The sequence below is a fragment of the Mycobacterium sp. NGS35 genome (assembly GCF_059812855.1).
In genome coordinates this window covers 28237-41132 of sequence record NZ_JCALDL010000001.1, presented here as the reverse complement: position 1 = coordinate 41132, position 12896 = coordinate 28237, and the positions used below count along the sequence as shown (strand labels likewise).

The window sequence follows — 12896 nt, the reverse complement described above, 5'->3', positions numbered from 1 at the left end:
TCGATGCTAAACGGGGACCGGCCGGTAACGTAGGCACCCGTGGATCCTGACCGTCAAGCCGACATCGCGGCCTTGGACTCGACGCTGACCAGCGTCGAGCGGGTGCTCGACCTCGACGGTCTGCGGGCACGCATCGAGAAGCTGGAACACGAGGCCGCAGATCCCCATCTGTGGAACGACCAGGCTCGGGCCCAGCAGGTCACCAGTGAGCTGTCGCACGCTCAGGGCGAGTTGCGCCGCGTAGAGGACCTTCGCCGCCGGCTCGACGACTTGCCGGTGCTCTACGAACTGGCCGCCGAAGAGGGTGGCAGCGACGAACTCGCGGAGGCAGATGCCGAGCTGAAGTCCCTGCGCGAGGACATCGAGGCGATGGAAGTCCGCACACTGCTGTCCGGCGAGTACGACGAGCGCGAAGCGCTGGTGACCATCCGCTCCGGTGCGGGCGGCGTCGACGCCGCCGACTGGGCCGAGATGCTGATGCGGATGTACATCCGCTGGGCCGAGAAACACAAGTACCCGGTGGAGATCTTCGACACCTCATACGCCGAAGAAGCCGGCATCAAGAGCACCACGTTCGCGGTGCACGCGCCGTTCGCATACGGCACGTTGTCGGTGGAGCAAGGCACGCACCGGCTGGTGCGAATCAGCCCGTTCGACAACCAAAGTCGCCGTCAGACCTCGTTCGCGGAAGTCGAAGTGCTGCCTGTGGTGGAGACCACAGATCACATCGAGATTCCGGAAAGCGATGTGCGCGTTGACGTGTACCGATCCAGCGGTCCGGGCGGCCAATCGGTCAACACCACCGACTCGGCGGTTCGACTTACGCACATTCCGACCGGTATCGTGGTCACCTGCCAGAACGAGAAGTCGCAATTGCAGAACAAGGTTTCGGCGATGCGCGTGCTTCAGGCAAAGCTGTTGGAACGCAAGCGGTTAGAAGAACGAGCCGAGCTGGATGCGTTGAAGGGCGACGGCGGCAGTTCGTGGGGTAACCAGATGCGCTCCTACGTGCTGCACCCGTACCAGATGGTCAAGGACCTGCGCACCGACTACGAGGTCGGCAATCCGGCTGCGGTATTAGACGGAGACATCGACGGGTTCCTCGAAGCGGGAATCCGGTGGCGCAACAGAAAAGATGACGACTAACACATACCTGGCCTTTCCCCTCGCCGAGCGGTGGAGTGGCTTCTGGCACGGCCAGCTGGGTGAGTGGATCTTGACAAAGGGTCTGCACATCCTGCTGCTGTTGATCGGGTCGCTGCTGGTGGCCCGGTTCATCAACTGGGCCGCCAAGCTGATCACCAGTCGACTCGACGAGGGTTTCCGCGAAAGCGACGCGCTGGTGCGATCGGAGGCCACCAAGCACCGCCAGGCCGTCGCATCGGTGATCTCGTGGGTGTCGATCGCGATCCTCTACGTCATGGTGGCCGTCGAGATCACCGACATCCTGGCGGTACCGATCGGTTCGCTGGTGGCGCCGGCGGCCGTGCTGGGTGCCGCGCTCGGCTTCGGCGCGCAGCGCCTGGTGCAAGACCTGCTCAGCGGCTTTTTCATCATCACCGAGCGCCAGTACGGGTTCGGCGATCTGGTAGCGCTGACGGTGTCGGGCATCGCCGCCGAAGCGCGCGGCACAGTCGAAGACGTCACGTTGCGGGTGACCAAGCTGCGGTCAAGCGATGGCGAGGTGTACACGATCCCCAACGGGCAGATCGTCAAATCGGTGAACCTTTCGAAGGACTGGGCGCGCGCCGTCGTCGACATCCCCGTGCCGGTGACCGCCGACCTCAACGCCGTGAACGATGTCTTGCATGACGTCTGCAACGCGGCGACGGAAGACCCCCAGCTCAAAGACTTGCTCTTGGACGCGCCGTCGCTGATGGGGGTCGAGAGCATCCAGGTGGAAAACGTGATTTTGCGCATGGTCGCGCGCACGCTGCCCGGCAAGCAATTCGAGGTCGGCCGACGGCTGCGGGTTCTTGTGGTCCGCGCGCTGGGGCGGGCGGGCATCGTCTCGCCCACTGAGTCGACGCCGATGGTCGGCGCGATTCCGGCCCCGGCCACCTCGACCAGCGCCCAAGAGGCACAGCTGCCGGAGTCTCGGTGAGCCCGCAATGACCAAGGACAACAAGAGCTGGCCCGCGTATGTCTTCGGCGGTCGTCTGCGCACGTCGACGCTGGCGCTGATTGTGGCCTTCCTGCTGATCTGGTGGCTCTACGAGGCCAACCAGCCGGAGCCGCAGCCGCAGCAGGCCCCGGCCACCCAGGTGGTGCCACCGGGTTTCGTGCCGGACCCCAACTACACCTGGGTGCCGCGCACCGACGTGCAGCCGCGCAGAACCACACCTCGCACCACCACGGCCACCACGACGCCGACACCGACGACCACCACGCCGACGGAGACGACGTCGCCCACCTCGCCGACCGACACCACAACCAGCGGCTCGCCGACCACCACCACGCCCGCTCCGCCGGGGTTTGCCCCGCAGTCGCCGTCACCTGCCGTGCCGGGTCCCGGCCCGTCGCCGACGCCGTCGCGCTGACCGGGGCGCAGGTGAACCACCGCTACACTGGCGTGCCGTGATGATCACCCTCGACAAGGTCAGCAAGCAGTACAAGTCGTCCGCCCGCCCGGCTCTGGACAACGTGAGCGTGAAGATCGACAAGGGTGAATTCGTCTTCCTCATCGGTCCGTCCGGCTCGGGCAAGTCGACGTTCATGCGGCTGCTGCTGGCCGAGGAGAAGCCCACCAAGGGCGAGATCCAGGTGTCGAAGTTCCGGGTCAACCACCTGCACGGTCGTAACATCCCGCATCTTCGGCAGGTGATCGGCTGTGTGTTTCAGGACTTCCGGCTGCTGCAGCAGAAGACCGTCTATGAAAACGTTGCGTTCGCCTTGGAGGTGATCGGCAAGCGCGCCGACGTGATCAACCGCGTGGTGCCCGACGTGCTGGAAATGGTCGGGCTGTCCGGCAAGGCGAACCGGCTGCCGCACGAGCTGTCCGGTGGCGAGCAGCAGCGCGTGGCGATGGCGCGGGCGTTCGTGAACCGTCCGCTGGTGCTGTTGGCCGACGAACCGACCGGGAACCTCGACCCGGAGACAAGTAAAGACATCGTGGATCTGCTCGAGCGGATAAACCGCACCGGCACCACCGTGGTGATGGCCACCCACGACCATCACATCGTCGACTCGATGCGCCAGCGGGTGGTCGAGCTCGACATGGGCAAGCTGGTGCGTGACGAGCAGCGCGGTGTTTATGGGATGGACCGCTAAGTGCGCTTCAGATTCCTTCTCAACGAGGTCTGGAACGGCTTTCGTCGCAACCTGACCATGACCATCGCGATGATCCTCACCACCGCGATCTCGATCGGCCTGTTCGGCGGCGCGCTGCTGGTGTGGCGGCTGGCCGATCAGTCCGGCAAGATCTACCTGAGCCGGGTGGAATCGCAGGTCTTTCTGAATTCCGATGTGTCGCAACGTGATCCGGACTGCAAGCAGAACCCGTGCAAGGCGCTCAACGATCTGCTGCAGAACCGCAAGGACGTCGAGCACGTGGTTTATCTGAACCCGGATCAGGCGTACGACGATGCGATTCAACGGATTCCGACGTTCAAAGACGTCGCCAGCAGGTCGGCGTTTCCGGCGTCGTTCAAGGTGAAGCTCGTCAACCCCGATGACGACAAGGAATTCGCGCAGGCGATGATCGCCCAGCCAGGGGTTCAGCGGGTGCTGAATCAGAAGGAGCTGGTCGACCGGCTGTTCTCGGTGCTGTACGGCCTGCGTGATGCGGCGTTCGCGATCGCCTTCGTGCAGGCAATCGGGGCAATCTTGTTGATTGCGAACATGGTTCAAGTATCTGCATTCAACCGGCGCACCGAAATCGGGATCATGCGGTTGGTGGGTGCGAGCCGCTGGTACACGCAGTTGCCGTTCTTGGTGGAGGCGATGCTGGCCGCCCTGGTCGGGGTGGTGCTCGCGATCGTCGGATTGCTCGGGGTGCGGGCCTTCTTCTTGGAGGATGCGCTCAAGCAGTTCTATGACGTGCCGCCGCCTAACCCGCCGCTGATCGCCCGGGTCGACTACCTCGACATCTTCTACATCGCTCCCTTCCTGCTGCTCGGCGTGGTGGTTGCCGGCGTGACAGCGTATGTGACGTTGCGCCTCTACGTACGGCGCTAGCCGTGGGCAAGAAGAAGCTGTCGAAGGGCGGTCCGCCGCGTCAGGTCGTCGCGACCAATCGCAAAGCGCGCCACGACTATTCGATACTCGACGTGTTCGAGGCCGGCATCGTGTTGGTGGGCACGGAGGTCAAAAGCCTTCGCGAGGGCAAGGCGTCGCTGGTGGATGCGTTCGCCACTGTCGACGACGGCGAAGTGTGGCTGCGCAACATGCACATCCCGGAGTATCACCACGGCACCTGGACCAACCACGCGCCGCGGCGTAACCGCAAGCTCTTGTTGCATCGCCGGGAGATCGATCTGCTGATCGGCAAGATCCGCGACGGCAACCTGACGCTGGTGCCGCTGTCGCTGTACTTCACCGGCGGCAAGGTGAAGGTGGAGTTGGCATTGGCGCGTGGCAAGCAGGCGCGCGACAAACGCCAGGACATGGCGCGCCGCGATGCTCAGCGCGAAGTCACCCGCGAACTGGGCCGGCGGGTCAAGGGGATGCTCTAGCCCGCTGCCTCGGGGCTAGCATCGCCTGGTGACCCAGCTTGACAAGCAAGAGGTTCTCGAGGCCCTGTTCGGGGTCTGGGACGACATCGACGAGCTGCTGGCCGGACTGTCCGACGAGCAGTGGAATGCACCGACTGCGCTGCCGGAATGGCGCGTGCACGATGTCGTCAGCCACCTCATCGGCACTGAGTCGTTCCTGAAGGGCGAGCCGACGCCCGAGCCGGATTGCGATGTGAAGGCGCTGGCGCATGTCCGCAACGACATCGGGGCGATGAACGAATGCTGGGTCAGATATCTGCACGACGAGCCCCCCGCGGCGATGCTGGAAAGGTTCCGGTCGATCACCGCGGACCGGCGTGAAGCGTTGCAGGCGATGGACGAGCAGGCGTGGGACGAGACGACCGCCACGCCGGCCGGCCCGGACACCTACGGCCGGTTCATGCGGATTCGGGTGTTCGACTGCTGGATGCACGAGCAAGACATCCGGTATGCCGTCGGAGTGTGGGCAACCGACGAGAAACTGGCCGGCCCGCCGGCGCGGCAAGCCCTTGCCGAGATCACCTCAGCGCTGGGCCGCACCGTCAGCAAGCTCGCCGGGGCGCCTAGCGGCAGCCGGGTGGAGTTTGCGCTGACCGGGCCGTTGCAGCGAACGCTGCGGGTGGCGGTGAACGGTCGCGGCCAGGTGGTCGACGAGTTCGAGAATGGCCCGACGACGACGATCCAGCTGGACGCGGTGCTGTTCACGCGGCTGGCCGGCGGGCGGACCACGGCGGCGGAGAACATCAATGCGATCGACATCACCGGCGACGTCGACCTGGGCCGACAGGTCGTCGAGCGGCTCGCCTTCGTCATCTGAGCGATTTCGGTGCGCAAACCGGCGCTGAGCGCACGTTTGCGCACCGAAATCGCACCAGGCGCCGCGGAAGAAATCGGCTGGGCCGTGCGTTGTAGGGCCGGGTAAACTTGGGAATCCTGCCGAAGGTCGGCAGGGATGCTCGAAGACAAGGGGCTGAAAGGTTTCGACTTCGCGCATCGAATCAAGGGAAGCGTGCCGGTGCAGGCAAGAGACCACCGTAAGCGTCGTTGCAACCAATTAAGCGCCGATTCTCATCAGCGCGACTACGCTCTCGCTGCCTAAGCGACAGCTAGTCCGTCAGCCCGGGGGTTCCCTCGACCCGGAGCCTGGCGTCAGCTAGAGGGATCCACCGGTGAGTCCGGTCGCGGGACTCATCGGGACATCTAACAGCGACTGGGATCGTCATCCCGGCTAGTCCGCGAGACCGGGAGATCCGAGAAAGACACAGCGGACTGCGCACGGAGAAGCCTTGAGGACATGCCGTAGGACCCGGGTTCGATTCCCGGCAGCTCCACTAAGTTAACGCAGGCGCATCGAGAAACGGTGGTCGCCACTCGTGCAAGGGAGTTTCCCGCCTGACGTAGCGGGTATGGGGCGCATCGTGGATTCCGTCATCGACGTCGTCGCTGAGGACGACGCCACGACGGATTCTCAGTCACGGCGACGCTGGTGGCGTCGTGCCGGATGGATCGTCGGCTCACTCGTCGCGGTCGTCGCCTGCTCGGTGTATCTCGTGCAAGCTGCGACCGGATACCTGATGGATCTGTCGGTCTTTCGGGATGCGGGTTATGCCCTGACCCACAATTTGCCGTTGTATCAAGGCTTTTCGAGCTCGTCGGGGTTTCCGTTCATCTACCCGCCGTTCGCGGCTGTCCTGTTCGCGCCGATGGCGGCCGTGCCGGCAACTGCGTTGCAGATTGGGTGGAGCGCGTTCAACCTGCTCTTGGTGTGGTGGACGTTGCGCACCATCCTCAATCGCCTCAATGTCCCGTCGCACAACTGGACCGCGGTTGCCGCCCTCGGGCCGGCCCTCCTGCTGGAGCCGGTCAGATCGAATTTCTCCTTCGGCCAGATCAATATCGTGCTGATGGCCCTGGTCGTGGCCGATTGTTTCGGCGCGCTGCCTCGCGGACTTCGGGGCGCAGGCATTGGCATCGCGGCCGGCATCAAGATCACCCCGGCTGCGTTCGGCCTGCTGTTGCTGTTTCGGCGTGACGGTTCGGCGGTCGCCCGAGCGCTGACCGCCATCGCTGCGACGGCAATCATCGGTGTCGTCGTGAGTCCTGGAGATTCGAAATATTTTTGGGGCGTCGAGTTCTTCCGCACTGATCGAGGGGGCGGTCCCGCGATTGACGGTAACCAGGCGATCATCGGAGTGATTGCAAGGTCAGGTGTTACCGGTGTCGCGATGGACGTGCTGTATGTGCTTGCCGTGGTCGCGGTCGTCGCCGCAGTGGTGTTTGCCGGACGTCGGTTCAGCCGGGCGGGACACCATGTCGTCGCCACCGGTGTCGTCGCGCTGGGCGCTCTGCTAGCAGCGCCATTGGCGGCCACACATCACTGGGTGTACATCGTGCTCTTGATCCCGCTGGTGATCGCCCGGCAATACCGACGATGGCGACCGATGCTGATCGCGGCTCTTCTTGTATTCGCCGCCGGTCCGCATTTCGCGCTGCCGGTTCGCGTTCCGGGAGCCGAGACCGTGCTGCGTCACGCCATCGGTAACGCGCAAGCGATCACCGGTGTCGCGTTGTTGATCGGCGCCGTGATTGCTGCGCGTTCCCTCCGTGTGGCCGAGGACGATATTGCGCCGCAAGCCTGCAGGTGACGCCTCAACTCCCGCAGCTTGGTTGTAAACCAAGTGCCACAATAGGTTTCGCAGCGCAAAGGGCACTTAGCCCTAGGCTAGAGTGCTTCGTGTAAGCGCTATTCGCCGTCTGCCTCAGGGGTGTGGGGTCAGCCCGTAGACAGCCCAGCAGGGCTGCAACGAATGCACGTTGCGGAAGACTTGGCCGCTGGCAACCATCATCGGAACGCCGTCGACCACCTGGCAATGCATATCCGCGAGGTCGATGCCCTGCGGTTGTTGCGGCTGAGGAACCTGATTCAGGCCCTGCTGGACACCGTCGGCGATCTGATTGGCGATTCGTCCAGCCGGGTTTTGTTGGTCTTGGCACTGCTGGTTGTTCTGGTCGCATGCCGGCGGATCGTCGGCACTGGCGATGGGCGCCGCCCATATCAGACAGCCGGCGGTGCTCAACACGAACGCGGACGCAATGAGCCTGGTTGAGTGTTTCAAGACAGTTTCCCTTCGTTGATTATTTGCTCACGCAGCGCTAACGGCTGACACGGCATCAGGCACCGACGCATTTGCGAGTCTCATGACTGAGCCTGCGCTTACAGGCGGTATTGCTCGACGACGCGATAGGGCTTTTGCAGCCGCCGCCCGCTCGGGGCGAGTGAACGCAGTATGACAGTCGATTGCTAGGGATTTCACAGGAAACCGAGAATCGGTTACATACTGCTGTCACCTCCGCGCGAATCGAGACCGAAAGCCGGGAAACGAGGGGCCCGAATCAACGGTAAATGTCAGAAGCTGACGGTGACCCGTTCCTGTTCGCGACGTTGGTCATGGAAGGTCGCCGGACTGTCCGGGCTCTGCGCCGGCGCCCAAGCTTCGGAAGTGATCGAAGTATCTCAGCGCTGACCAATCCCGCTCAGATTCCGAATCACTTGAATTTCGGTGTCCTGATAGGCCCGTCCATCGGGTCGAAGAAGGTCGTGAAACCACACTTTCGGAGGCGCCGTGTAGGGGTGGTCCCACGAATCCCACGGGAAATACGTCTGGGTCTTGCCAGCCACCAAGCCCCAGTTGAACGCACCGACATTGTGTCGCTTGGCAATTGGCAATATGCCCTCAACGGTGCTACCCCTCGACCGAGCCAGATACTCAGTGCACAGGATCGGTCTGCCCAAAGGCGAGAGTTCAGCGATCCGCGCCTCGAAGGCCGAGGGCTTGTCATAGCAGTGGAACGTGATCACGTCGGAGTTGTCGAGTTGAATCGCGCTGATTGTGCTGCGATTGCCTGCATCTCCCCAATTGCCTTGCCAGACAGCACTTGTCAACGGCTGAACAGGATCGACTGACCGTGCCCACCGAAACACCTGGGGGAGTAGCGCCGCGACGAGCTCCTGCTTGTCTTTCCTCTCCACCTTGCGATATTCACGCGCAGGATTGTCGGGTTCATTCCACAGGTCCCAGCCCAAAACGCGGTCGTCGTTGCGGAATTGGCTCACCACACCCGTGACGTAGTCGCGCAGAACGCCGGCATAACTGCGGTCGCCGAGACGTTCGGCGCCAGGGCTCTGCACCCATCCGGAGTTCGTGACTCCTGGTGTCGGCGCGCGCTGTGGGCCTGCCTTCGGGAACGGATCCCAGCAGGAGTCGAACAAGACAAAGAGTGGCTTGATGCGGTGGCTGGCCGCGATGGCGACGAACTGTGCGAGACGGCTTTGAAAGGCTTGGGGACCCTGAGCCCACAGCTGGTCGTGCAGGAAGACTCGCACGGAGTTGAATCCGACTTGCCGAGCCAGGGCCAGTTCGCGGTTGATGCGTCCGGCGTCGTATGTGCCCGGCTGAAACATCTCGAGCTGATTGATGGCGGTTGCCGGGATGTAGTTCGCGCCGACCAGCCAACCTTGTGCTTGATACCACCGGTCGGCGCGCTCACTCGACCACCGGCCTGGTTCGGCCGAGGCGCGGGGCACTCGCGCCAATGCAGCGCCTGCCGCGATGAGCAGGGGCAGCTTGATGGCCGTTCGACGGTGCACTTGGCAACCATAATTTTCCAAGCGGTGCACTCAGGCCCGCGTACTGATTCGCAATCATTGAGGTGGGGAATCGTTATCGGGCGCAAGGGCGCTGACATGTCGCAGCTCACTGCCGGGGGTGCATGGCGCACAGCTCACAAGGGCCGAAACAGATTGATGCACAGGCCTTTCAGTTGAGCGACGCACCGAGGGGATCGGCGCGAACCGACCGCTGCGGCAGCGCGGCGGGCCGACCGCCGCCCATTGCTAGCGGATGTGCAGCCCGGTGAGCGCCCGGGCCATGACGAGCCGCTGAATTTCGCTGGTTCCCTCGAAGATGGTGAATATCTTGGCGTCGCGGTGCATCCGCTCGACCGGGTAGTCGCGGGTGTAGCCGTTGCCCCCGAGGATCTGGATCGCCTCGTCGGTCACATACACGGCGGTCTCGCTGGCGTGCAGCTTGGCCATCGACCCCTCCGCCGACGAGAACGGCTTGTTGTTGCGGTGCATCCAGCCCGCCCGCCACACCAGCAGCCGCGAGGCGTCGATGCGCATTTTCATGTCGGCCAGCTTGAAGGCGATGGCCTGGAACTCGCCGATCTTGCGGCCGAATTGCTCACGCTGGCAGGCATAGTCGAGCGCATACTCGTAGGCCGCACGCGCGACACCGAGCGCCATCGCGCCCACAACCGGACGGGTGCGTTCGAACGTCATCATCGCTGCATGACTCGACGTGCGTTTGCCTTCGCGCGCCTTGGCGATTCGCCGCTCGAAGCGCTCGCGACCACCCAGAATCATGTTGCCGGGTAGCCGGACATCGTCGAGGACCACCTCGGCGGTGTGTGACGCGCGAATGCCGTGCTTCTTGAACTTCTGGCCCTGCGACAGCCCCGGTGTGCCGGGCGGCACCAGAAACGTCGCCTGCCCGCGCGTGCCCAGCTCGGGGTGCACCGAGGCCACGATCACATGCACGTTGGCGATGCCGCCGTTGGTGGCCCACGTCTTGGTGCCGTTGAGCACCCACTCGTCGGCGGCCTCGTCGTAGCGTGCCCGGGTTCGCACGGCACCCACGTCGGATCCCGCGCCGGGCTCCGACGAACAGAATGCGGCAATCTTCGGGTCGCCGGGAGTGCCGAACATGTGCGGTAGCCACTCGCCGATCTGTTCGGGCGTGCCGCTCGCGGCCAGTGCCGCCGCCGCCAGGCCGGTACCCAGGATCGACAGGCCAATGCCTGCGTCGCCCCAGAACACCTCCTCGAAGACCGTCAGTAGGCCGAGCCCGCTGGGCTCGGCCGCCATCTCGGCGAACAACTCCGGGGTGTAGAGGCCGACCTTGGCGGCTTCCTGGATCAACGGCCACGGCGTTTCTTCGCGTTCATCCCACTCGGCGGCAGCGGGCCGAATCACTTCGGCGGCGAACTCGTGCACCCAGTCGCGCACGTGCGCGACGTCTTCGGGCACGTCGAGGGAAAAGGATGTCTGCATGGTTGGTCTTCCTCTTTTCAGGCCGCCACCGGCGGTCGGGCATGGGTCTGAATATCAGTCTCGCTGTTGTTGATTCGCCCGGCACCCCAGCACAGGGCTGCGACGACGCTCAGCGTGCAGGCCAGCACCACCAGGCAGCCCGCGGTCCACAGCCACACCGGCGCGCCCAGGTTGCGCTCACGTTGCAAGATCTTGGCTTCCTGGACGAAAGGTGTCGGATTGCTCGGCGTGGCCAGGGGGGTGGAGACGGCCAGCCCTTCGGCGGGCTTGTCGATGCCCGCGTCCTGCGGCAGATAGATCGGGATGGCGGCCATCGTGCGGCCGTCCTGCACTCGCAGAAGCGTCTTCCAGCTGCCCCACACCGGGATGGGCTGGGTGGAGCGGTAATGACCCGGGCCGATGCGCTGCAAGTGGTCGACGATGATGCCCCGCTGGTTGGCCAGTCCGCCCTGCCACGACATGATCGAGACCCACTGCGGGTCGGCGCTGATCAGATCCGGCGGGTCGATCCGCACGTCGGCGGACACGGTGAGTTGTCCGGGCCTGGTCGGCTGGTTGGTCAATGTTACGGTGGCCCTGGCGTTTTCGGGCACGGTGTAGTGCAGGCCGTTGGCGGTCGCGGCGCCGATCGTCAGCACGGTCAGCGCTACGGTTCCGAGGGCGACCGCGCGGCGCGGCAACCGCCGGCCCGTCAGCACCATGCCGAGCATTCCGCCGCACATGCCGGCCAGCACCGCGACGGGCACGGCCATCGCCAGCGCCTCAGGCCACATCGACATCGGCCACGGGTAGGCGTACACGGCGTTGATCCACCACGACTCCAGCCACAGCCCCGCCGTGGCAGCGCCAAGCCCACCGATCGCGCCGAACAGCAGTGGCCGGGCGAAAAGCGATGTGAGTGCGAGCAATTCGATGACGATCGCCGGGCCGAGGTACAGCGGGAGCCAGCTGATCGGTGCACCAAGAATGGGACCGACCACCAGCGCCACGGCGCCACGTATCACCACCGACAGCACTGCCGCCAGAATCGCCGCGCCGCGCCCGAAACTGAGCCGTGCGGCCACCAACGCCAGGGCGCCGGCCGCCGCGATCAGCATCGGCTGAAACACCAGTCGAAACTGCGGTACCCCGAAGTCGAATTCGATTTGAAACACCGACAGGCCGATGACCAGGCCGCCGAATCGGGTGTACTGGCGCATTCGCTGCCCGAAGGTGTCGTCGTCTGCGGCCCCGCCCGCAGCCTTGCTCGCTTCGTATTCGAGCAGGAGAGAAGCCAGCGTCGACAGGCCGGCGCCGCCGATCATCATCAGGTGGGTCGGGCCCCAAAGTGTGACGTCCTGGCCGAACAGGCGGTGCCAGATGTCGTCGAGGGGAAAGCCGATCAACGCGTACAGGCCGCACCCGGCGATCAGCAGCCCGCCGACCGGGGCGTACCAGTTGCGCGTGATGCGCACCGCCGCCGGCCCGGGTTTGTCATAGGGCAGCACCACGGCGAGCATGCCCCCGACGAACAGCAAGAACAGGCCGATCAGGATGAAGTAGTGCGCAGGGTTGGCCAGCGGCCCTGGATCGCGGCCTTTGCCGATGTGCAGGCTCACATCCCAGATGAATCCGAACAGCGCGAAGATGATGTTTGCCGCGAACACCACGACCGGCAGCGCTACCCACGCCGGCCGGTTCAGCCGACGCGCGCACGCCTCGGCCGCGCGGTGCAGCCAGGTGATGCGCCGGGCACGGTGCAGGTAGCCGATCCAGACCAGCGCCGCCGAGACCACCACAGCGGTGACCGTCAGGCCGATCACTTGGTCAAGTGCCGCGCCGCCCCCTTCGGAGCCTGCGGCAGTGAAAGCCGTCATCGGTGCGTTCCCCATAACTCGTCGGTCGGGGCGGCCAAGCGTCCCCGCGTCGTCACAAATAGTAAACGTTCGTACACTGAAAGTGCAAACGCAGCGCTACAGCAGGTGTGTGCAATGAAACACATGTTCACTGCCGTGGCCGCTGAGGCGCGCAGGTCCAGGTCTGTGCCATCCTCGGCGGAGGTCGTCAACGATTGCGGGCCCGGGCCCACCTGA

The 12896-nt window shown here is 64.5% G+C and carries 12 protein-coding genes and 1 other RNA gene; 9 read left to right on the top strand and 4 right to left on the bottom strand.

What is annotated here, in order from left to right; all coding sequences use genetic code 11:
- Positions 1-39: 39 nt before the first annotated feature.
- From prfB to AC5Y4C_RS00190, 9 genes are all read left to right on the top strand, one after another.
- Positions 40-1146 carry a peptide chain release factor 2 gene (gene prfB, locus AC5Y4C_RS00230; protein WP_499962318.1) on the top strand — a complete coding sequence of 369 codons (1107 nt, stop codon included), beginning with the start codon at positions 40-42 and terminating at the stop codon, positions 1144-1146.
- On the top strand, positions 1136-2104 hold the full coding sequence (locus AC5Y4C_RS00225) for a mechanosensitive ion channel family protein (protein WP_499962320.1): 969 nt from the start codon (positions 1136-1138) through the stop codon (positions 2102-2104). The genes prfB and AC5Y4C_RS00225 overlap by 11 nt, the downstream gene beginning before the upstream one ends.
- A gap of 7 nt (positions 2105-2111) precedes the next feature.
- Positions 2112-2540 carry an Rv3103c family proline-rich protein gene (locus AC5Y4C_RS00220; protein WP_499962322.1) on the top strand — a complete coding sequence of 143 codons (429 nt, stop codon included), beginning with the start codon at positions 2112-2114 and terminating at the stop codon, positions 2538-2540.
- A gap of 40 nt (positions 2541-2580) precedes the next feature.
- The gene (ftsE, locus tag AC5Y4C_RS00215; RefSeq protein ID WP_499908070.1) at positions 2581-3270 is read left to right on the top strand and encodes a cell division ATP-binding protein FtsE; all 690 of its coding nucleotides are present in this window, start codon (positions 2581-2583) and stop codon (positions 3268-3270) included.
- Positions 3271-4176, top strand: coding sequence for a permease-like cell division protein FtsX (gene ftsX, locus AC5Y4C_RS00210; RefSeq protein ID WP_499962324.1), 906 nt, complete (start codon positions 3271-3273; stop codon positions 4174-4176). It begins immediately after the preceding gene.
- A 2-nt stretch (positions 4177-4178) separates the two neighbouring features.
- Positions 4179-4673, top strand: a complete 495-nt coding sequence (gene smpB, locus AC5Y4C_RS00205) for an SsrA-binding protein SmpB (RefSeq protein WP_499962326.1) — start codon at positions 4179-4181, stop codon at positions 4671-4673.
- Between the two features lie 28 nt (positions 4674-4701).
- Positions 4702-5529 (top strand): maleylpyruvate isomerase family mycothiol-dependent enzyme, encoded by an 828-nt coding sequence (locus AC5Y4C_RS00200; protein ID WP_499962328.1) that lies wholly within the window; start codon positions 4702-4704, stop codon positions 5527-5529.
- Positions 5530-5678: 149 nt separating this feature from the next.
- Positions 5679-6046: a transfer-messenger RNA gene (gene ssrA / locus AC5Y4C_RS00195) on the top strand.
- 72 nt (positions 6047-6118) lie between these two features.
- A complete protein-coding gene (locus AC5Y4C_RS00190; protein ID WP_500007894.1) occupies positions 6119-7357 on the top strand; it encodes a glycosyltransferase family 87 protein in 1239 nt (412 codons plus the stop codon).
- Positions 7358-7471: 114 nt separating this feature from the next.
- Here the strand turns inward: AC5Y4C_RS00190 and AC5Y4C_RS00185 are convergent, their stop codons facing one another.
- The 4 genes from AC5Y4C_RS00185 to AC5Y4C_RS00170 all read right to left on the bottom strand — a co-directional run bounded on the left by AC5Y4C_RS00185 (position 7472) and on the right by AC5Y4C_RS00170 (position 12680).
- Positions 7472-7792 (bottom strand): hypothetical protein, encoded by a 321-nt coding sequence (locus tag AC5Y4C_RS00185; protein ID WP_499962330.1) that lies wholly within the window; start codon positions 7790-7792, stop codon positions 7472-7474.
- A 434-nt stretch (positions 7793-8226) separates the two neighbouring features.
- The gene (locus AC5Y4C_RS00180; protein WP_499962376.1) at positions 8227-9360 is read right to left on the bottom strand and encodes a glycoside hydrolase 5 family protein; all 1134 of its coding nucleotides are present in this window, start codon (positions 9358-9360) and stop codon (positions 8227-8229) included.
- Between the two features lie 246 nt (positions 9361-9606).
- Positions 9607-10824: an acyl-CoA dehydrogenase family protein gene (locus tag AC5Y4C_RS00175; protein ID WP_499948103.1), complete on the bottom strand. Its 1218-nt coding sequence runs from the start codon at positions 10822-10824 to the stop codon at positions 9607-9609.
- 17 nt (positions 10825-10841) lie between these two features.
- Complete coding sequence (locus AC5Y4C_RS00170) at positions 10842-12680, bottom strand: hypothetical protein (RefSeq protein WP_499962332.1); 1839 nt, start codon at positions 12678-12680, stop codon at positions 10842-10844.
- Positions 12681-12896: the final 216 nt, after the last annotated feature.